Here is a 20,342-nt window from a genome sequence, read left to right as displayed (position 1 = left end):
CCCACATGCACAACCTTGACATGGGGCCGGCCACACGCCGCGCCCCATTCTTGCCCCTCGCGCTCTGTTACAGCGCACTTGAGCCCAGGCCTGGGAGCCAGTATTCTCCGCGCCCGCTCGAATCGACTCAAAAAAAAACAGCGAATGTAAAAGCTGACCTCAAGGCCAACTTATCCCGGCCTGATGTTTGCTGCCAAAGTGCACAAAAGTCCCCTGAATTCGACTGCATCCGCTGCAGCCGACGGGGATTTTTTGGCTTTTTGAACACCTTGGCGCAGCTCTTGCTAAAAGCATCAAAGCTGACCGAACAGACGATTTTTGCAGCGAACCAAAAGGCGCCACACCAGAGCGCCTGCGTAGAAGAAAAACCATAAAATTTTAACTCGGGAGCAACCGAATGAAACCTATGTTCAAAGGCCTGATGCTGGCAGGATCACTGTTGGCCGGTGGCCAAGCCGTAGCCGGTGACTTGTTGCAGTGGCAAAACAACAGCCTGACTTATCTGTGGGGCAAGAGCTTTACCGTCAACCCGCAGATCCAGCAAACCGTCACCTTCGAACATGCCGACGCGTGGAAGTATGGCGACAACTTCTTCTTCCTCGACCGCATCTTTTACAACGGCAAGGAAGACGGCAATGTCGGCCCGAATACTTACTACGGCGAGTTCAGCCCGCGTTTGTCGTTCGGCAAGATCCTGGACAAGGACCTGTCGTTCGGCCCGATCAAGGATGTGTTGCTGGCCTTCACCTACGAGTTCGGCGAAGGCGACAACGAGTCCTACTTGCTGGGCCCGGCATTCGATTTGAACATTCCCGGTTTCGACTACTTCCAGCTGAACTTCTACCAGCGCCAGACTGAAGGCAATCGCCCGGGTGACGGCGTGTGGCAGATCACACCGGTGTGGTCGTACACCATTCCCGTGGGTAATTCCGACGTGCTGATCGACGGTTTCATGGACTGGGTGGTGGATAACGACAAGAACGCCCGCGGCACTTACCACGCCAACCTGCACTTCAACCCACAGGTCAAATACGACTTGGGCAAAGCCTTGCATTGGGGCGACAAGCAGCTGTATGTGGGTTTTGAATACGACTATTGGAAGAACAAATACGGGATTGAAGACAGCGGCGCCTTCAAGACGACTCAGGACACGGCAAGCTTCCTGGTCAAGTACCACTTCTAAAGGTTGATCGCGGTTCCCTGTGGGAGCTGGCTTGCCTGCGATCGCGGTGTGTCTGTGCCAGCAGTGTTGGCTGGCATACCGCTATCGCAGGCAAGCCAGCTCCCACATTCAGTTCGGCGCCAGGCCGAGGAAACGGGTGATTTCTTCGCGCTTGGCCAAGGCATCCTTGCGCCCCAGTTCGATCAACTCGCTGCAATACCCCGCCTCGAACAACAGATAACTCAACACCCCAGCCCCGCTGGTCTTGGTCGCCCCCGGCCCACGCAGGAATACACGCAACGCCGCCGGCAATTCCTGGCGATGTCGCGCGGCGATTTCATCGATGGGCTGGCTGGGGGCAATCACCAACACCTCTACCGGTGCCAGGCCCTGCACCGCCGCATCCACAGGCACCACACGGCTGAACTGGTTCAGACGCTCCAGCAACTCGATATCGCTTTCCAGGCTGTCAATGAACGTGCTGTTGAGCATATGCCCGCCGATTTGCGCCAGGGTCGGTTGCTGGCCGGTGTAGGTGCGTTGCACCGAAGGTTCATTGCCCCGTGGGTTGCCACTCACCCCCACCACCAACACGCGACTGGCGCCCAGGTGCAAGGCCGGGCTGATGGGCGCGGACTGGCGCACCGCACCGTCGCCGAAGTACTCCTGGCCGAGCTTGACCGGGGCAAACAGCAGCGGAATCGCCGAACTGGCCAGCAGGTGCTCCACCGTCAATTGGGTGGGCACGCCGATACGCCGATGGCGCAGCCAGGCATCGATGGTGCCGCCGCCCTGATAGAAGGTCACCGCTTGCCCGGACTCGTAGCCAAACGCCGTCACCGCCACCGCCTGCAAATGCTGGCGACGGATCGCCTCGTCGATGCCGTCCAGGTTCAAGCGCTCCTGCAACAGATCCCGCAGCGGCGAGCTGTTGAGCAACGCCACCGGCACCTGGCTGCCCAGGCCTAACAGGCTATGGATCAGGAAACGACTGGCCTGGCGCATCACCCCCGGCCAGTCACTGCGCAGCACCTGATGGCTGCGAAAGCCCTGCCAGAAGGCGGTCAGCCGTTGGATGGCTGCCGAAAAATCGCTGGCGCCACTGGCCAGGCTCACCGCATTGATCGCACCAGCCGAGGTGCCGACGATCACCGGAAAAGGATTCGCCGCCCCCGCAGGCAGCAACTCGGCAATCGCCGCCAACACGCCCACCTGATACGCCGCGCGCGCCCCGCCGCCAGAAAGAATCAAGCCTGTGACCGGTTCAGCTGGGCGCATTGCGTCAATCCATGTGAGAAAGGGTTGGGCTTATCGACGGCGCTTTTCGTACAACTTGGGCTCACCCGGCGGTCGGCTCTTGAAGCGGCGATGGGTCCACAGGTATTGCTCGGGGCATTCGCGTACCGAGGCTTCGACCCACTGGTTGATGCGCAGGCAGTCGATCTCGTCGGTTTCACCCGGGAAGTCCGTCAGCGGCGGATGGATCACCAGGCGGTACCCGCTACCGTCAGCCAGGCGCTCCTGGGTAAACGGCACCACCAGCGCCTTACCCAGGCGGGCGAACTTGCTGGTAGCGGTAACGGTAGCAGCCTGGATGCCGAACAACGGCACGAAGATGCTTTGCTTGGCGCCGTAGTCCTGGTCTGGCGCGTACCAGATGGCCCGGCCGGCACGCAGCAGTTTGAGCATGCCGCGCACGTCGTCGCGCTCCACGGCCAGGGAATCGAGGTTGTGGCGTTCACGGCCACGGCGCTGGATAAAGTCGAACAACGGGTTGCCGTGTTCGCGGTACATGCCGTCAATGGTGTGCTTTTGCCCCAGCAGCGCCGCGCCGATTTCCAGGGTGGTGAAGTGCAGCGCCATGAGGATAACGCCCTTGCCGTCCAACTGCGCCTGCGTGAGGTGCTCCAGCCCTTCGACATGGGCCAGGCGCGCCAGGCGCGGCTTGGGCCACCACCAGCTCATGGCCATTTCAAAGAAGGCGATGCCGGTGGAAGCGAAGTTTTCCTTGAGCAGGCGTTTGCGTTCCTTGGCGGATTTTTCCGGGAAGCACAGCTCAAGGTTGCGCGCCGCAATACGGCGACGATCGCCCGCCACGCGGTACATGCCCGCGCCCAGCAGGCGACCAATGGTCAACAGCGCCCGATACGGCAATTGAGTGACCAGCCACAGCAGGCCGAGCCCCAGCCATAGCAGCCAAAAACGCGGGTGAAGAAATACAGCTCGAAAACGCGGGCGATCCATTACAGATTCCGGTAAAGACAAGGGCCGCGCATTCTACAACGGTTCGACTCGGCTTGCGGCGAGTGAGTGTTCTCGTTATAAGTCTCGACACTTTTCGTGACAAGCCGCTTTCGCCGACCATGAGCCAAACCGAACCGCTAGACCAAGATCCCGTGTTCCAGCTAAAAGGCAGCATGCTCGCCATTACCGTGCTGGAACTGGCCCGCAATGACCTCGACGCCCTGGACCGCCAACTGGCCGCCAAGGTCGCCCTGGCGCCGAACTTCTTCAACAACGCCCCGCTGGTGCTGGCGCTGGACAAGCTGCCGGCTGGCCAGGGCGTGATTGATTTGCCCGGCCTGATGCGCGTATGCCGTTCCCATGGCCTGCGCACCCTGGCCATTCGCGCCAGCCGCATCGAAGACATCGCCGCCGCCATCGCCATTGAACTGCCAGTACTGCCACCGTCCGGCGCCCGTGAGCGCCCTCTGGAACCATTGGTCGGCGAAGAAAAGAAAAAACCGGAAAAACCACCGGAGCCTGCGATCAGGCCTACAAAGATCATCACCTCGCCGGTACGCGGCGGGCAGCAGATTTACGCCCAAGGCGGCGACCTTGTGGTGGTCTCCTCGGTCAGCCCCGGGGCGGAACTTCTTGCCGATGGCAACATCCATGTATACGGCCCGATGCGCGGACGCGCCCTGGCCGGCATCAAGGGTGATACCAAGGCGCGTATTTTTTGCCAGCAGTTGACCGCTGAGCTGGTTTCCATCGCGGGTCAGTACAAGGTTTCCGAAGATTTGCGCCGCGATCCATTGTGGGGCGCTTCGGTACAGGTCAACCTGTCGGGCGATGTGTTGAACATCATCCGTCTTTAACGGATACTGCCGCATTTTCCAAGCATCTCTAGACTCTGATAGCAAAGCGAAACCGGCAAGACTTGTGTAGGACGTTTTGGAAGTTGGTGTTTCCCCATGGAAACCCCGTCTTTTTCCTGCAAAGGCTGTCCGCCTGCGGCGAGTTCCAAGAGATGTTTTTCAGGGACCGAAAGTCCTTTTTCCTTAGGGGTGAAACACCTTGGCCAAGATTCTCGTGGTTACATCCGGCAAGGGTGGTGTGGGTAAGACCACCACCAGCGCCGCTATCGGTACCGGCCTCGCTCTGCGCGGCCACAAGACAGTCATCGTCGACTTCGACGTCGGTCTGCGTAACCTTGACCTGATCATGGGCTGCGAGCGTCGCGTGGTGTATGACTTCGTCAACGTGGTGAACGGCGAAGCCAACCTGCAACAGGCCCTGATCAAGGACAAGCGCCTTGAGAACCTGTACGTGCTGGCCGCCAGCCAGACCCGTGACAAAGACGCGCTGACCAAAGAAGGCGTCGGCAAAGTCCTCGCCGAGCTCAAAGAAACCTTCGAATACGTGGTCTGCGATTCTCCGGCCGGTATCGAAACCGGTGCTCACCTGGCGATGTACTTCGCCGACGAAGCCATCGTGGTAACCAACCCGGAAGTCTCCTCGGTACGTGACTCGGACCGCATGCTCGGCCTGTTGGCCAGCAAGTCCAAGCGCGCCGAAGAAGGCCAGGACCCGATCAAGGAGCACCTGCTGCTCACCCGCTACAACCCGGAGCGCGTCAACAACGGCGAAATGCTCGGTGTTGAAGACGTGAAAGAAATCCTCGCCGTGACCCTGCTGGGCGTGATTCCGGAATCCCAGGCCGTGCTGAAGGCATCCAACCAGGGCGTACCGGTGATTCTCGACGACCAGAGCGACGCCGGCCAGGCGTACAGCGATGCAGTTGATCGCTTGCTGGGCAAGACCGTGGAACACCGCTTCCTCGATGTCAAGAAGAAGGGATTCTTCGAGCGTATCTTTGGAGGCAACTAAACAATGAAATTTCTCGACTTCTTTCGCGCCAACAAAAAGCCAAGTACCGCGTCGGTAGCGAAAGAGCGTCTACAGATCATCGTGGCGCACGAACGCGGCCAACGCAGCACGCCGGACTACCTGCCAGCCTTGCAGAAGGAGCTGGTGGAGGTGATCCGCAAGTACGTCAATATCGGCAACGATGACGTGCATGTCGCCCTGGAAAATGACGGCAGCTGCTCGATTCTGGAACTCAATATCACCCTGCCCGATCGTTGATCGAACGGGCGGTCGCCACGGCGGCTCCCCTGACGGCCCACGTCCTGCAGGAGCGGCTTGTGTGGCGAGGGAGCTTGCTCCCGCTGGGCTGCGAAGCGGCCCCATACTGAACGCTCGAGTTACATCAGTTGCAACTCGGTGAGCGGTTTGGGAGTGCTACGCACTCCAGCGGGAGCAAGCTCCCTCGCCACACAAGCTCGCTCCTACAGGGTGAGGGGGCAGTCAGTGGAGCCGCCGTTGGCGTTTGTTACGAGGCTGTTTAATGCCGCTGTCCAATATCCATATCCTGCATCAGGACGACGCTGTCCTGGTGGTGAACAAGCCGACCCTGCTGCTCTCGGTGCCTGGTCGCGCCGACGACAACAAGGACTGCCTGATCACCCGCCTGCAGGAAAACGGCTACCCCGAAGCCCGCATCGTCCATCGCCTGGACTGGGAAACGTCGGGGATCATCCTGCTGGCCCGGGACGCCGACACCCACCGTGAACTGTCCCGCCAGTTTCACGACCGCGAGACCGAAAAGGCCTACACCGCCCTGGCCTGGGGCCAACCGGCACTGGACAGCGGCAGCATCGACCTGCCGCTGCGCTACGACCCGCCGACCAAGCCTCGCCATGTGGTCGACCATGAGTTCGGCAAACATGCACTGACCTTCTGGAAAGTGCTGGAGCGTTGCGGCGACTGGTGCCGCGTAGAGCTGACACCCATCACCGGGCGCTCGCACCAGTTGCGCGTGCATATGCTGTCCATCGGGCATCCTTTGCTGGGTGATGGCTTGTACGCCCATGAACAAGCCCTGGCCGCCTGGCCGCGCCTGTGCCTGCACGCAAGCATGCTCAGCTTCACCCATCCGCAAAGCGGCGAGCGCCTGCGCTTCGAGTGCCCAGCCCCTTTTTAAGGCACAGACGCTTACCTGTAGGAGCGAGCTTGCTCGCGAAGAACCTGAGAACACCGCGTATAACCTGAATGACTGCGGTGCCGTTGAGTTTTTCGCGAGCAAGCTCGCTCCTACAATGAATCGGCGGGGCCAATACGGTAAACTCCGCGCATTGCTGTCTGGAGCTATTTATGCGCGAAGCGTTGAATCAAGGCCTGATCGACTTCCTCAAGGCCTCCCCTACTCCTTTTCATGCCACTGCCGCCCTCGCCCAGCGCCTGGAAGCCGCCGGCTACCAGCGTCTCGACGAGCGCGACACCTGGGCCACCGAGGCCAACGGTCGCTACTACGTGACCCGCAACGATTCCTCGATCATCGCCTTCAAGCTCGGCCGCCAATCGCCGCTGCAGGACGGTATCCGCATGGTCGGCGCCCACACCGATAGCCCATGCCTGCGGGTCAAGCCCCAGCCGGAGCTGCAACGCCACGGCTTCTGGCAACTGGGTGTGGAAGTCTACGGCGGCGCGCTGCTGGCGCCCTGGTTCGACCGCGACCTGTCCCTGGCCGGGCGTGTCACCTTCCGCCGCGATGGCAAGGTCGAGAGCCAACTGATCGACTTCAAGTTACCGATCGCCATCATTCCCAACCTGGCCATTCACCTGAACCGTGAGGCCAACCAGGGTTGGGCGATCAATGCCCAGACCGAGCTGCCGCCGATCCTTGCGCAATTTGCCGGTGACGAACGCGTGGACTTTCGCGCCGTGCTCACCGAGCAGTTGGCCCGCGAGCATGGGCTGAACGCTGACGTGGTGCTCGACTACGAGCTGAGCTTCTACGACACCCAAAGCGCGGCGGTCATCGGCCTCAATGGCGATTTCATCGCCGGTGCGCGCCTGGACAACCTGCTGTCGTGCTACGCCGGTTTACAAGCCTTGCTCACCAGCGACACCGATGAAACCTGCGTGCTGGTGTGCAACGACCACGAAGAAGTCGGCTCCTGCTCGGCCTGCGGCGCCGATGGCCCGATGCTGGAACAGACCCTGCGTCGCCTGCTGCCCGAAGGTGAAGAATTCGTACGCACCATTCAGAAATCCCTGCTGGTGTCGGCAGACAACGCCCACGGCGTGCACCCTAACTACGCCGAGAAACACGACGCCAACCACGGCCCGAAACTCAACGCCGGCCCGGTGATCAAGGTCAACAGCAACCAGCGCTACGCCACCAACAGCGAAACCGCCGGGTTCTTCCGCCACCTGTGCATGGCCCAGGAAGTGCCGGTGCAAAGCTTCGTGGTGCGCAGCGACATGGGCTGCGGCTCGACCATCGGTCCCATAACCGCCAGCCACCTGGGCGTGCGCACGGTGGACATCGGCTTGCCGACCTTTGCCATGCATTCGATCCGCGAGTTGTGCGGCGGCCATGACCTGGCGCATCTGGTCAAGGTGCTCGGGGCGTTCTACGCCAGCCGCGATTTACCCTGATTGCGCACTGTGGGAGCGGGCTTGCTCGCGAAGGCGGTACATCAGCCAACAGATCCAGTGACTGGCACACCGCATTCGCGAGCAAGCCCGCTCCCACATTTAACGCTGAGTACACCTGACCTGAATCATCTGCAACTTTTATAATCCGGCCTAGACTTGTCAGAACTTCCAGTCCGACAAGGCCACCCCCGCCATGATCTCAATGTCCTCCTTCCACGCCATGCTGATCCCCATCGTGATCGGCATGATCATGCTCGCGGTTGGCTTCAACTTTCGTGACAAGCCCCTGGGCGTGTTCGGCATGTGGATCGGCATGCTGTTGATCCTCGGCACCGTGCTCTACAAGATCCTCGCCAAACTGGCGCAGTGACAAATGCGCTCGCATTGGGCATAGCGGCCTCGTACACTCGGTCAATTCGTCGTTTTCAAGGTTGACCGCCTCGTGTTCTCCCGTCTGTTTGCCCTGCCCTGCTACCTGCTGATCGCCCTGCTCACGCTGCTGCCAGTGACGCCCGCCCAAGCCGTGGGCTTGCCCGGGATGCTGGGCGGCTCCAGCAAGACCCAACCCCAGGCGGAAGTGCCCCTGGGGCAGTCGCTGGACGAAGTCATCAAAACCCTGGAAAACGACCAGCAACGCACCCAGTTGCTCAGTGACCTGAAGAAACTGCGCGCCGCCACGCAAAAGGCCCAGCCCGCCGCCGAACTCGGCGTACTCGGGTTGATCGGCAGTACGCTGTCGGGCTTTGAGCAGCAGTTTTCCGGCGCCGACAGCCCGCTGGGGCGCTGGTCCAATGAAGTTGACCTGGCCAAGGATGAACTGGGCGCCCTGATGCTGCCGGCCAGCGAGTGGCTGCCGATCATCTTCGGTTTTGCCGTGATCCTGGCCGTGTGGAGCCTGCTGGCCGCTGCGCTGATCTGGCTCAGCCACCGAGTGCGCGAGCGCTTCGGCCTGCCCGAAGAGCTGCCGCAGCACCCGCGCACCTGGGACATGCTGCGCTTCGCCCTGCGCAAGCTGGGCCCCTGGTTGATCGCCCTGGTGATCACGGTTTACCTGAGCTACGCCCTGCCTTCCTCCCTGGGCAAATCCCTGGCCATGGTGCTGGCCTATGCCTTGGTGGTCGGCACCTGTTTCTCGGCCATCTGCGTGATTGCCTTCTCCGTACTCGACGGCCCGCACCGCCACCGGGCCCTGTATATCCTGCGCCATCAGGCGTTCCGCCCGCTGTGGTGGATCGGCAGCTTTGCCGCCTTCGGTGAAGCCTTGAGCGACCCGCGCCTGGTTGCCGCGCTCGGCCAGCATCTGGCCCACACCGCCGCGACCGTGGCCAATGTCATGGCGGCGTTGTCCACCGGGGTGTTTATCCTGCGGTTCCGCCGGCCGATTGCGCACCTGATCCGCAACCAGCCGCTGTCGCGCCGACTGACCCGCCGCGCCCTCACCGATACTCTGTCGATCATCGGCACCTTCTGGTACATCCCGGCTCTTCTGCTGGTGGGCATTTCACTGTTCGCCACCTTCCTGTCGGCCGGCGACACCAGCACCGCCCTGCGCCAGTCGCTGCTGTGCACGGTGCTGCTGGTGTTGTGCATGGTGATCAACGGCCTGGTGCGCCGCCACGCCCTCAAGCCGCACCGCGGGCACAAGCGCCATGCGCTGTACTCCGAACGCCTCAAAGGCTTTGTCTACACCCTGGTGCACCTGGTGGTGTGGCTGGTGTTTATTGAGTTGGGGCTGCGGGTGTGGGGCCTGTCGATGATTCGCTTTACCGAAGGTGACGGTCATGAAATAGCCGTGAAGCTGTTTGGCCTCGCGGGCACGTTGCTGTTTGCCTGGCTGATCTGGATCCTCAGCGACACGGCCATTCACCACGCCCTGACGCGCTCGCGCAAAGGCTTGGCCAACGCCCGCGCGCAAACCATGATGCCGTTGATCCGCAACGTGCTGTTCGTGACTATTTTCATCATCGCCGCTATCGTCGCCCTGGCGAACATGGGCATGAACGTCACGCCCTTGCTGGCCGGTGCGGGTGTGATCGGTATCGCCATCGGCTTTGGTGCGCAATCGCTGGTAGCCGACTTGATCACCGGCCTGTTCATCATCATCGAAGACTCCCTGGCCATCGACGACTACGTGGATGTGGGCGGCCACCTCGGCACGGTGGAAGGCCTGACCATCCGTACCGTGCGCCTGCGCGATATCGACGGCATCGTGCACACCATCCCGTTCAGCGAAATCAAGAGCATCAAGAACTACTCCCGGGAGTTCGGCTACGCGATCTTCCGCGTGGCGATCCCCTACAACATGGAAATCGACGACGCGATCAAACTGATGCGCGAGGTCGGCCATGCCATGCGCAACGACCCGCTGCAACGCCGCAATATCTGGTCGCCGCTGGAGATCCAAGGCGTGGAAAGTTTCGAGTCCGGCAGCGCAATCCTGCGCGCACGCTTCAAGACCGCGCCGATCAAGCAGTGGGAAGTGTCGCGGGCGTTCAACCTGTCGCTCAAGCGGCACCTGGATGAAGCTGGGCTTGACCTGGCGACACCGCGCTTGAGCGTGCAGGTGCTGACCGCCGGCAGCGTGCTGGAGAAAGATCCACAACAATAAGCAAGGAGAGGTTGGTATGCGAATGAACGGTCTGACACACCAATGGGTTTTGGGTCTGCTCGGCGCGGTCGCGAGCAGTGCAGTGATCGCCGCCAGCAGCGGCCAGGACAGTGCTCGGGAAACCATTGCCGCCCAGGCAAAAATCCTCGAACCCAGCCTGTTGGAAACCCGCCGCGATATCCACGCCCATCCTGAACTGGGCAATACCGAAACCCGCACCGCCGAATTGGTCGCCAAACAGTTGCGCGAACTCGGCCTTGAGGTGAAGACCGGCGTAGCCCGCACCGGCGTCGTCGCGATCTTGAAAGGCGCCCTGCCCGGCCCGACCGTGGCCCTGCGCGCCGACATGGATGCGCTGCCGGTCAAGGAAGTGGCCGACCTGCCCTTCGCCTCCAAAGCCAAGGGCACCTACCTGGGCAAAGAAGTCGACGTGATGCACGCCTGCGGCCACGACGCCCATACCGCTATCCTGCTGAGCACTGCGAAGATTCTTACCGGGATGCGCGAGCGCCTGCCCGGTACCGTGGTGTTTTATTTCCAACCGGCCGAAGAAGGCCCCAGCGACTTTATCCCCGACGGCAAGAACACCTGGGGCGCGAAGATGATGGTGCAGGAAGGCGTGATGAAAGCGCCCAAGCCTGACGCGGTGTTCGGCCTGCATGTGTGGGCCGGTGTGCCTGCCGGGCAAATCGCCTACCGCCCGGGCCCGACCCTGGCCAGTTCCGATGACCTGCGCATCAAGATCCTCGGCAAACAGACCCACGCCGGCCGGCCTTGGGACGGTATCGACCCGATCACCGTTGGCGCCCAGACCATTGTCGGCCTGCAAACCGTGGTCAGCCGGCGTACCGATATATCGTCATTCCCTTCGGTGGTGAGCATCGGCACCATCAACGGTGGCACCCGCTACAACATCATCCCCGAGTCGGTGGACATGAGCGGCACCATTCGTTCCTACGACTACGGCATTCGCCAGAAGCTGCATGCCGACGTGCGCCAGACCGTAGAGAAAATCGCCGAGAGCGGCGGCGCCAAGGCCGAGGTGACAATCATCGAGAAGTACGACCCCACCATCAACAACCCGGCGCTGACCGAAAAAATGCTGCCGAGCCTGCGCTGGGCGGCGCAGGATGATGTGGTGCAAGGGCCGTTGGTGGGTGGCGCCGAAGACTTCTCGTTCTATGCCAAGGAGGCGCCGGGGCTGTTTGTCTTCCTGGGGGTAACCCCTAGGGACCAGGACATGAGCAAGGCGGCGCCGAATCACAACCCTGGGTTCTTCGTGGATGAGTCGGCGTTGGTGGTGGGCGTGAGGACGCTGGCGTCGTTGGCGACGGATTACCTCTACACCCACACCCCCCTGTAGGAGCGAGCTTGCTCGCGAAAAACTTCAGAACGCCGCGTTTATTCAGGGTAAACGCGGCGTTCTTGCGTTCTTCGCGAGCAAGCTCGCTCCTACACAGGGTATTGGGGTGAATCAGTTGGCGAGGGCCGCGCCATCCATTTTCTGGCGCAGGCTCAACGGACGCATATCCGTCCACACTTCCTCGATATACGCCAGGCACTCCTTCTTCATGCCGCTCTTGCCCACGGTGCGCCAGCCTTCCGGCACGGCCTTGTAATCGGGCCAGATCGAATATTGCTCTTCGTGGTTGACCACTACCTGAAAGAGGATGTCGTCGCGGTCAAATACTGAGGTCATTGCTGTTCTCCGTCGCTCAAAGGCTGGCTGCGCACCACGCGCAGCACTGATATCTGTAGAAACGTACCAAGGGCCTGGAAAATTAGACGCTGGCCACGGCCGCCGCCAAGGCGCGCCCGAAAATCTCGGCCACCTGGTCGACTTCGCCAGCGGTGATCACCAGCGGTGGCAGGAAACGCACCACACTGCCATGGCGCCCGCCCAGTTCCAGGATCAGCCCGCGCTTGAGGCATTCGCGCTGCACCAGCGGCGCCAACTGGCGATGCACCGGTGGGTGGCCCTGGCTATCAGGCGTGCCAGTCGGGTCTACCAGCTCCACCCCCAGCATCAGCCCACGCCCACGGATATCCCCCAGGTGCGGGAAATCGCGCTGCAGGATGCGCAAGTGTTCGTCCAGGCGCTCGCCCATGGCCGCCGCATGGCCTGCCAGGTCGTGATCCTTGAGGTAGCGCATCACCGCCGAGCCCGCCGCCATCGCCATCTGGTTGCCGCGGAAGGTCCCGGCATGGGCGCCCGGCAGCCAGGTGTCGAGCCAGTCGCGATACACCACCACCGCCAGGGGCAGGCTGCCGCCAATCGCCTTGGACATCACCACTACATCCGGGATGATGCCGGCGTGTTCGAAGGCAAACATTCTGCCGGTACGCCCAAAGCCACTCTGGATTTCATCGACGATCAGCGCCACCCCCGCTTGCGCGGTGATACGGCGCAGGCCACGCAGCCAGTCGAGGTCCGCCGGGATCACACCGCCCTCACCCTGGACCACTTCGACAATCACCGCCGCTGGCAGCAACACGCCGGCTTCCGGATCGTTGAGCAGGTTTTCCAGGTAATGCAGGTTGACCCGCACACCTTCGGCGCCACCCAGCCCGAATGGGCAACGGTAGTCGTACGGGAATGGCAGGAATTGCACGCCATTGCCGAGCAAGGCGCCCAAGGGTTTCTTCGGCCCCAGGCTGCCCATCAAACTCAGCGCGCCCTGGCTCATGCCGTGATAACCGCCCTGGAACGACAGCACAGTGCTGCGCCCGGTGGCGGTGCGCACCAGCTTCAACGCGGCCTCCACCGCATCGGTGCCGGTGGGGCCGCAGAACTGGATTTTCGCTTCTCGCGCCAGCTCCGAAGGCAGCAAACCGAACAGGTCCTGCACGAATTGATCCTTGACCGGCGTGGTCAGGTCCAGGGTGTGCAGGGGCAGTTCATCGCTCAGTACTTGCTGGATGGCCTGGATCACCACCGGGTGGTTATGCCCCAGCGCCAGGGTTCCGGCGCCGGCCAGGCAATCGATGAACCGGCGCCCCTCGACGTCTTCCACATAAATGCCCTTGGCGCGCTTGAGCGCCAGGGGAATGCGCCGTGGGTAGCTGCGGGCGTTGGACTCCTGCTGGCGCTGGCGGGCCAGCAGCGGGCTTTCGTCAAACTGATAAAGCGTTTCCGCGGCCTGCACCGGGGCGTCTTCGATACGGCTGGTAGCGACTGACATCTCTCGATCCCTCAATACGCTGATGATGGTGACCAAACTGCCGATCCGTTGGCGTCTGGCCCAAGGGCATGCGCACGGATTTCCTGTTGTGGAGACGCTTCAGCGAGAAAAGGATTTAGGGGACGAGGGTTGTTAACTGATGAATGAAGATCCAATTGTAGGAGCGAGCTTGCTCGCGAAAAACTCCCCGGCGCAGCGTTTATCCAGAAAGCCCGCGGTATCGTTGACGTTTTTCGCGAGCAAGCTCGCTCCTACAATTGAACAGTGCTCAGCTCCGAAGCCCGCGGTATTTTTCATTCAGCGCATAAAGAATCGCGCAAGTCTCTGCATCCAGGAACCCACAATAATCCCGTGGCCGAAAGTGCATCTGGAACGCCCGGGTGCGCTGCTCAAAGGCCAGGCGATTCTGCGCTGGCTTGTAGCCATAACGCTGAAACGCCCGCTCCACTTCGACCTCCGGCGGCAAGCCGAGACAAAAGCGGCGCTGGTACATCGCCCGGGTCGATTCATCAAACCAGGCCCCGATGCCGGCCTCATGCAGCACACGCCAGGGCAGCCGAGGCCCAGGGTCGCTCTTGCGCCAGTAGGCCACATCCGAATGCCCGAGCCAGTCAGTGGGGCCGACCTGCGGATAGCGCTCCAGCAGGTCGCGAAGCAATGCAATCAGTACGTCAATCTGTGCCGGTGCGTACTCCGGGAAGGTAAAGACGCCCGCGTCATCGCGCGCCAGGTTGACGATTTCAATGCCCATCGAGCGGCTATTGAGATCGGCCTTCCCCGCCCAATAACTCACGCCGGCGTGCCAGGCGCGCTGGCCCTCGTCCACCAGGCGAAACACGCGCAGCTCTTCATAACCGGCAGCGCGGTAGCTGGGTTCATCGGGGTCGGGCAGCAGGTAGTGGGCGCTGACGCCATCTTGAGTGAGGGTGCGTAGCGATGAAGCAAAGGGCGCTGCGGTGTAGTGCACAATCACCTGCTGCACGGATTCGCCGCGGCGGTCGTTGAAATCCCTGGCAGGGAAACTGGTGTCGATCACCAACATAAGAACAGTCCTTTTCAATTCAGGCCGACTCATTCGGCCCGTTCAAGCGCAAAAAAATTACCGCCATCCTGAAGGCTTGAGCCTCAGGCGAGCGGTAATTATTTGCCACGTGAAAAGGGCAGCTCAGCGCCGCAACGGCATCCCCAGATCAACCCGCATACCATCGGGCTGGCTGTCGAAGTGCAGCGAGCAGGAGCAACGCTGCACAATCGCTTGGACAATCGCCAAGCCCAGGCCACAGCCTTCGCTGCTGCCAGTGCGCCAGAAGCGTTGGGTGAGGTATTGCAGGTCTTCGCTGGAGATCTGCTGGCCATGGTCACGCACGCGGAACACCACGTTATCCGGGGTAGAAAACACCTGCAGTTCCACGCGGGTATCGGCGGGGGTATGGCGCAGGGCGTTGTCCAGCAGGTTACGCAAGGCCGCGACGGCAAGGCCCACGGGCATTGCCACTGGAACAGGGGAAAGCGCCGGCGCCAGGATCAGATCGATACGGGAATTGTCACCGGCGTTGGCATCCTGGATCGCCAACCGGGCGACTTCCTCGGCACTGGATTGCAGGCCATCATCAAACGACAGGCTGCCTTCCACCCGCGCCAGCAACAACAGTTGCTCCAGGGTGCGATGCAAGCGGTCGGCGCCCTCCTCGGCGTGCGCCAGGGACTGGTCGCGGGCCGCGCCCTCGGTCATGCGCGCGACTTGCAGGTGGGTCTTGATCGCGGTCAATGGGCTGCGCAGTTCATGGGCGGCGTCACCGGTCAGGCGACGTTCGCGCTCGATGGTCTTGGCAATGCGCTGCAGCAGTTGGTTCTGGGTGTCGAGCAACGGCTTGAGTTCACTGGGCAGCGGGTGAATCTGCAAGGGTTCGAGGGAGTCGACACTGCGCCGCATCAGGGCATCACGCATACGGTTGAGCGGCACCAGGCTCTGGCCAATGCCCAGCCACAGCAGGCACAGGCAGCCCAGCAATGCCACACCAACCGGCACCGACGCCGCCAGCAGGATCGACAGGTTGAGGGCTTCACGCTCCACCTGGCGGTCGGCGGTGGTGATCAGCAAGTCGCCACGGGACAGGGTAAAGCTGCGCCAGCCCACGCCGTCGATGATCTGGTCGCGAAAACCGCTGCGGCGCGACTCCAGCCCTTCCTCCGGCGTGGTATGGCTGCGCGCCAGGATCTCGCCGCGCAACGAACTGACCTGGCAGGCCATGCCGCCCGGCACATTCAATTGTTCGGTACGCAAATGCGCGCCACCGCTGACGCTGGCCAGGCCCGGCATCTGCTCGGTGAGCCCGGCCACCATGCGTGCTGAAGCCACCAGGCGCTGGTCGAGGGAAAACATCATCTGGTTGCGCAAATCGTTGAGCATCCAGGCGGCCGCCAGCACCCAGATCAGTACAAAAGCGGCGCCCAGCTTGAACGTCAGGCGCAGGCGCAAGCTCATCACGGCGTGTTTTCTCCCCCATCAGCGGTGCCCAGGCGATAGCCCAGCCCCCTGACGGTTTCGACGATGCCGTTGCCCAACTTGCGCCGCAAGTGGTGGATATGCACGTTGAGCGCGTTGCTTTCCAGTTCGTCGCTGAAACCGTAGACGCTGTCCTTGAGCTGTTCGCTGGACAGTACGCGGCCCTTGTTGTGCAACAGCGCCTGCAACAACGCCTGTTCACGCCGGGACAGGTCCACCGGCTGGCCGCCGAGGAAGGTTTCGCGGCTGCTGGGGTCGTAGGCCAGGCGGCCATGTTCGATCAGGTTGACGCTGCGCCCCGCCACACGGCGCAGCAGGGTTTGCAGGCGAGCGGCGAGTTCACGCAAGTCGAAAGGCTTGAGCAGGTAATCGTCGGCGCCGGCTTGCAGGCCGTCGACGCGATTGGTCACCGAGTCCCGCGCGGTGAGGATCAGCACCGGAATGTCCAACCCCTGGCTGCGCTGTTGTTGCAGCAGCTTGAGGCCGTCTTCGTCGGGCAGGCCGAGGTCGAGCACCATGATGTCGAAGGCCGCGGCCTTGAGCATCGCCCGCGCAGCCGAGGCCGTGGCCACGCGCTCCACGGTAAAGCCCTGGGCGGTCAGGCCGGCTACGATGCCACTGGCGATCAGTTCGTCGTCTTCACAGACCAGTACGTGCATGGTTAACCCTTCATGAAAGATGGCGCGATTAGAAAAGCCACGGATTAAGCGCGCATTATGCCGCTAAAGTTCGCAACACCGGATAATCCCTACGCTCTAGAATAGCGGTGGTTAATCATCGGTTAATCAACGCCACACATTGTGTGCCTCACTTGCATCGAACTAAGGCTTGACCATGCGGCATCTGTTTACCTTTCTGCTGGTGTTGTTCGCGGGATTCGCCCAGGCAGCGCCGGGCAGCCCCTTCGAAACCAAACCCGACTTCCTCCCGGTGGGCAAAGCCTTCGCCTTTACCTCCGAACGTCTTGAAAGCGGCGAAACCCAGCTGTTTTGGCAGATTGCCGACGGTTATTATCTGTACCAGCAGCGCATGAAGTTCGACGGCCTGGCCGAAAAACCCGTGCTGCCCGAAGGTGAAGCCCATAGCGATGAGTTCTTTGGCGAACAACAGGTGTATCGCCAGGGCCTGGAAGTGAAGATCCCCGCTGGCACCACCGGCCAGGTCAAGCTCGGCTGGCAGGGCTGCGCCGATGCGGGCCTGTGCTATCCGCCGCAGTCGATCACCGTGGACCTGGGCGGCAACCCGGCCGTCGCCGCGACCGCGCAAGCCCAGGATCAAAGCCTGGCCAGCGGCCTGCAGCAGCGCAGCCTGGGGTGGAGCCTGCTGGTGTTCTTCGGCCTGGGCCTGCTGTTGGCGTTTGCGCCCTGCTCGTTGCCGATGCTGCCGATCCTCGCCGGCCTGGTGGTGGGCAGTGGCGCCAGCCCGCGCCGTGGCTTTGCCCTGGCCGGCAGCTACGTGGTGTGCATGGCGCTGGTGTATGCCGCCCTGGGGGTGATGGCCGCATTGCTCGGCGCCAACCTGGCGGCGCTGCTGCAAACGCCGTGGATCCTCGGCAGCTTTGCGGCGTTGTTCGTACTGCTCGCCCTGCCGATGTTCGGCTTCTTTGAACTGCAACTGCCCGCCTTCCTGCGCGACCGCCTCGATAACGTCAGCCGCCAGCAAAGCGGTGGCAGCCTGGTGGGCGCCGGTGTGCTCGGCGCATTGTCCGGCCTGCTGGTGGGGCCGTGCATGACCGCGCCCCTGGCTGGCGCCCTGCTGTACATCGCCCAGAGCGGCAATGCGCTGCACGGGGGGCTGATCCTGTTCGCCATGGGCATCGGTATCGGCATTCCCCTGTTGCTGCTGGTCACCGTGGGCAATCGCTTCCTGCCCAAGCCGGGCACCTGGATGAACGTGCTCAAGGGCATCTTCGGCTTCCTGTTCCTGGGCACTGCGGTGCTGATGATTCGCCCGGTGGTCGGCGACAGCCTGTGGATCGGTCTGTGGGGCGCCTTGGCGCTGGTGATGGCGTACTGTGGCTGGGCGCTGGCCCGTGAGTTCGGCCTGGCGGCCAAGGTGTTCGGCGCCGGTTCCCTGGTACTGGGCCTGTGGGGCGCGGTGCTGGTGGTGGGTGCGGCCGGTGGCAGCGATGAGCTGTGGCAACCGTTGAAGGTCTACAGCGGCTCGCGGCTCGCCGCTGCACCCAGCGCTCACGATGCCTTCACCACGGTAAGCGACCCGACTGTACTGCAAAGCCAACTCGACAGCGCCAAGGCCCAGGGCCAGTGGGTGCTGTTGGACTATTACGCCGACTGGTGCGTGTCGTGCAAAATCATGGAAAAACAGGTGTTCGGCAAACCCGAGGTGATGGACGCGCTCAAAGACGTGCGCCTGCTGCGCCTGGACGTCACCGCCGACAACGCCGCCAGCCGCGAGCTGCTGGGCCGCTACAAAGTACCGGGCCCCCCGAGCTTCGTGTGGATCGGCCCGAACGGTGAAGAACGCCGCGCCCAACGCATCACCGGCGAAGTAGACGCCGCCGCCTTCCTGCAACGCTGGACCCAGACGCGGGATGCCCTCTGATGCTGACCCTCACCATCGGCACCTTCGCCATCGCCCTGAATCACCTGCTGCTGATCAGCGCGCTGATTCTCGCCACCCTGGTGGGCTGGCGCGTGGCCAAGCGCGGCGGCGAGAACCCGGAGTCGGTGCTGTTCAGCCTGTTCCTGCTGGGCCTGCTCGCTGCCCGCGTCAGTTTTGTGCTGATGTACTGGAGTTATTACAGCAACGACTGGGTGGAAATGGTCGACCTGCGTGACGGCGGCTTTCTCGCCTGGCCCGGGATCATCGCGCTGATCCTCGGCGCGCTGGTCTACGGCTGGCGTCGCCCTGCCCTGCGCAAGCCGCTCAGCGCCGGGGTAATCACCGGCCTGTTGTTCTGGGGCATGACCGGCCTGTCCCTTAGTCTGTACGAAAAAGGCACGCGCCTGCCGGATATCACCCTGCGCAATGCCAATGGCGAGGTGGTGCAACTGGCGGATTATCAAGGCGGCCCGTTGGTGATCAACCTCTGGGCCACCTGGTGCCCGCCGTGCCGACGCGAAATGCCGGTGCTGGAAAACGCCCAGCGCATGCGCCCCGACGTGACCTTCCTGTTCGTCAACCAGGCCGAAAGCATGCAAAGCGTCAGCACCTACCTGGCTACCCAGGGCCTGAACCTCGACAACGTGCTATTCGACGCCAGCGGCCGCCTCGGCCAGGCCGTGGGTTCCATGGCCTTGCCGACTACGCTGTTCTACCAAGCCGATGGGCGCCTGATCAACAGCCACCTGGGCGAACTCTCCGAAGCCAGCCTGGCCCGTGCCATGGAACCCTTCGACAACACCACGACAAGGAAACCGACATGCCTCGCCTCCGCCACCTGCTGACCCTGCTGCCTTTGACGCTAGCCGCTACGCTGGCCCAGGCCGAAGACCTGCCGGCCCCGATCAAACAGATCGAAGCCAAAGGTGCCAAGATCATCGGCAAATTCGATGCCCCCAGCGGCCTCACCGGCTACGCCGCCCAGTACCAGAACCGGGGCATGGCCTTGTACTTGACCGCCGACGGCAAGCACGTGATCGCGGGCAACCTGTACGACGCCCAGGGCAACGACCTGAGCACCGCGCCCCTGGAAAAACTGGTGTACGCGCCGATGGCCAAGGAAGTCTGGGCCAAGATGGAAAACAGCAGCTGGATCCAGGACGGCGATAAAAACGCCCCTCGCACCGTGTACCTGTTCAGCGACCCCAACTGCCCGTACTGCAACATGTTCTGGGAACAGGCCCGCCCGTGGGTCAAGGCCGGCAAGGTGCAGTTGCGCCACATCATGGTCGGCATCATCCGCGAAGACAGCCCTGGCAAATCCGCGGCCCTGCTCGCCGCCAAAGACCCGCAAAAAGCCCTGCAAGAGCACGAAGCGGCCGGCAAAGGCAGCAAGCTCAAGGCGCTGGAAAAGATCCCGGCCGAGGTCGAGGCCAAGCTTGATGCCAATATGAAGCTGATGGATGAACTGGAGTTGTCGGCGACGCCGGCGATTTTCTATCTGGATGACAAGGGTGGGTTGCAGCAGCAGCAAGGGGCGCCTTCGCCGGAGAAGTTGGTGAAGATTCTTGGGCCGAAGTAAGTCGATAAAAA

20 protein-coding genes are annotated in these 20,342 nt (G+C 62.3%); 13 read left to right on the top strand and 7 right to left on the bottom strand.

What is annotated here, in order from left to right:
- Positions 1–5: 5 nt before the first annotated feature.
- Both ODQ19_RS08160 and ODQ19_RS08155 read left to right on the top strand, forming a co-directional pair.
- Complete coding sequence (locus ODQ19_RS08160) at positions 6–374, top strand: hypothetical protein (RefSeq protein WP_137204238.1); 369 nt, start codon at positions 6–8, stop codon at positions 372–374.
- 23 nt (positions 375–397) lie between these two features.
- Entirely contained in the window at positions 398–1,183 is a 786-nt protein-coding gene (locus ODQ19_RS08155; protein ID WP_003192827.1) for an outer membrane protein OmpK, read from the top strand.
- Positions 1,184–1,291: 108 nt separating this feature from the next.
- Here the strand turns inward: ODQ19_RS08155 and ODQ19_RS08150 are convergent, their stop codons facing one another.
- A complete protein-coding gene (locus ODQ19_RS08150) occupies positions 1,292–2,440 on the bottom strand; it encodes a patatin-like phospholipase family protein (protein WP_116667579.1) in 1,149 nt (382 codons plus the stop codon).
- Positions 2,441–2,470: 30 nt separating this feature from the next.
- Positions 2,471–3,406, bottom strand: coding sequence for a lipid A biosynthesis lauroyl acyltransferase (locus ODQ19_RS08145; protein ID WP_116667578.1), 936 nt, complete (start codon positions 3,404–3,406; stop codon positions 2,471–2,473).
- A 119-nt stretch (positions 3,407–3,525) separates the two neighbouring features.
- Here ODQ19_RS08145 and minC point away from each other — a divergent pair, with 119 nt between their 5' ends.
- The 8 genes from minC to ODQ19_RS08105 all read left to right on the top strand — a co-directional run bounded on the left by minC (position 3,526) and on the right by ODQ19_RS08105 (position 11,862).
- Positions 3,526–4,263, top strand: a complete 738-nt coding sequence (minC, locus tag ODQ19_RS08140; RefSeq protein ID WP_014719299.1) for a septum site-determining protein MinC — start codon at positions 3,526–3,528, stop codon at positions 4,261–4,263.
- 199 nt (positions 4,264–4,462) lie between these two features.
- Positions 4,463–5,275, top strand: a complete 813-nt coding sequence (minD, locus tag ODQ19_RS08135) for a septum site-determining protein MinD (protein ID WP_003192835.1) — start codon at positions 4,463–4,465, stop codon at positions 5,273–5,275.
- A gap of 3 nt (positions 5,276–5,278) precedes the next feature.
- On the top strand, positions 5,279–5,533 hold the full coding sequence (minE, locus tag ODQ19_RS08130) for a cell division topological specificity factor MinE (protein ID WP_003175252.1): 255 nt from the start codon (positions 5,279–5,281) through the stop codon (positions 5,531–5,533).
- Positions 5,534–5,795: 262 nt separating this feature from the next.
- Positions 5,796–6,431, top strand: a complete 636-nt coding sequence (locus ODQ19_RS08125; RefSeq protein WP_003192838.1) for an RluA family pseudouridine synthase — start codon at positions 5,796–5,798, stop codon at positions 6,429–6,431.
- A gap of 170 nt (positions 6,432–6,601) precedes the next feature.
- A complete protein-coding gene (locus ODQ19_RS08120; RefSeq protein WP_330209760.1) occupies positions 6,602–7,891 on the top strand; it encodes a M18 family aminopeptidase in 1,290 nt (429 codons plus the stop codon).
- 193 nt (positions 7,892–8,084) lie between these two features.
- A complete protein-coding gene (locus tag ODQ19_RS08115; RefSeq protein WP_164692207.1) occupies positions 8,085–8,261 on the top strand; it encodes a hypothetical protein in 177 nt (58 codons plus the stop codon).
- A 72-nt stretch (positions 8,262–8,333) separates the two neighbouring features.
- Positions 8,334–10,499: a mechanosensitive ion channel family protein gene (locus ODQ19_RS08110; RefSeq protein ID WP_330209759.1), complete on the top strand. Its 2,166-nt coding sequence runs from the start codon at positions 8,334–8,336 to the stop codon at positions 10,497–10,499.
- 16 nt (positions 10,500–10,515) lie between these two features.
- On the top strand, positions 10,516–11,862 hold the full coding sequence (locus ODQ19_RS08105) for an amidohydrolase (protein ID WP_330209758.1): 1,347 nt from the start codon (positions 10,516–10,518) through the stop codon (positions 11,860–11,862).
- Between the two features lie 111 nt (positions 11,863–11,973).
- On the opposite strand, the gene ODQ19_RS08100 is transcribed toward ODQ19_RS08105, so the two are convergent.
- The 5 genes from ODQ19_RS08100 to ODQ19_RS08080 all read right to left on the bottom strand — a co-directional run bounded on the left by ODQ19_RS08100 (position 11,974) and on the right by ODQ19_RS08080 (position 16,846).
- A complete protein-coding gene (locus ODQ19_RS08100; RefSeq protein ID WP_003192847.1) occupies positions 11,974–12,198 on the bottom strand; it encodes an MbtH family protein in 225 nt (74 codons plus the stop codon).
- Positions 12,199–12,280: 82 nt separating this feature from the next.
- The gene (locus tag ODQ19_RS08095; protein WP_330209757.1) at positions 12,281–13,681 is read right to left on the bottom strand and encodes an aspartate aminotransferase family protein; all 1,401 of its coding nucleotides are present in this window, start codon (positions 13,679–13,681) and stop codon (positions 12,281–12,283) included.
- Positions 13,682–13,949: 268 nt separating this feature from the next.
- A complete protein-coding gene (locus ODQ19_RS08090) occupies positions 13,950–14,723 on the bottom strand; it encodes an N-acetylmuramoyl-L-alanine amidase (protein ID WP_116667573.1) in 774 nt (257 codons plus the stop codon).
- Positions 14,724–14,846: 123 nt separating this feature from the next.
- Entirely contained in the window at positions 14,847–16,166 is a 1,320-nt protein-coding gene (locus ODQ19_RS08085) for an ATP-binding protein (RefSeq protein ID WP_330209756.1), read from the bottom strand.
- Positions 16,166–16,846, bottom strand: a complete 681-nt coding sequence (locus tag ODQ19_RS08080) for a response regulator (protein WP_014719307.1) — start codon at positions 16,844–16,846, stop codon at positions 16,166–16,168. Before ODQ19_RS08080 ends, ODQ19_RS08085 begins: the two co-directional genes overlap by 1 nt.
- 175 nt (positions 16,847–17,021) lie before the next feature.
- Between ODQ19_RS08080 and dsbD the strand changes: the two genes are divergently transcribed.
- Genes dsbD through dsbG form a run of 3 tightly spaced genes read left to right on the top strand, consistent with a single transcriptional unit; the run spans position 17,022 to position 20,331 of the window.
- On the top strand, positions 17,022–18,749 hold the full coding sequence (gene dsbD, locus ODQ19_RS08075) for a protein-disulfide reductase DsbD (RefSeq protein ID WP_330209755.1): 1,728 nt from the start codon (positions 17,022–17,024) through the stop codon (positions 18,747–18,749).
- Positions 18,749–19,594 (top strand): TlpA disulfide reductase family protein, encoded by an 846-nt coding sequence (locus tag ODQ19_RS08070; protein WP_330209754.1) that lies wholly within the window; start codon positions 18,749–18,751, stop codon positions 19,592–19,594. The genes dsbD and ODQ19_RS08070 overlap by 1 nt, the downstream gene beginning before the upstream one ends.
- A complete protein-coding gene (dsbG, locus tag ODQ19_RS08065; RefSeq protein ID WP_014719310.1) occupies positions 19,570–20,331 on the top strand; it encodes a thiol:disulfide interchange protein DsbG in 762 nt (253 codons plus the stop codon). Before ODQ19_RS08070 ends, dsbG begins: the two co-directional genes overlap by 25 nt.
- Positions 20,332–20,342: the final 11 nt, after the last annotated feature.

The sequence above is a fragment of the Pseudomonas sp. AM4(2022) genome, assembly GCF_036346515.1.
GTDB classification, from domain to species: Bacteria; Pseudomonadota; Gammaproteobacteria; order Pseudomonadales; family Pseudomonadaceae; genus Aquipseudomonas; species Aquipseudomonas paracarnis.
This window is presented reverse-complemented; position numbering and strand designations above follow the sequence as displayed.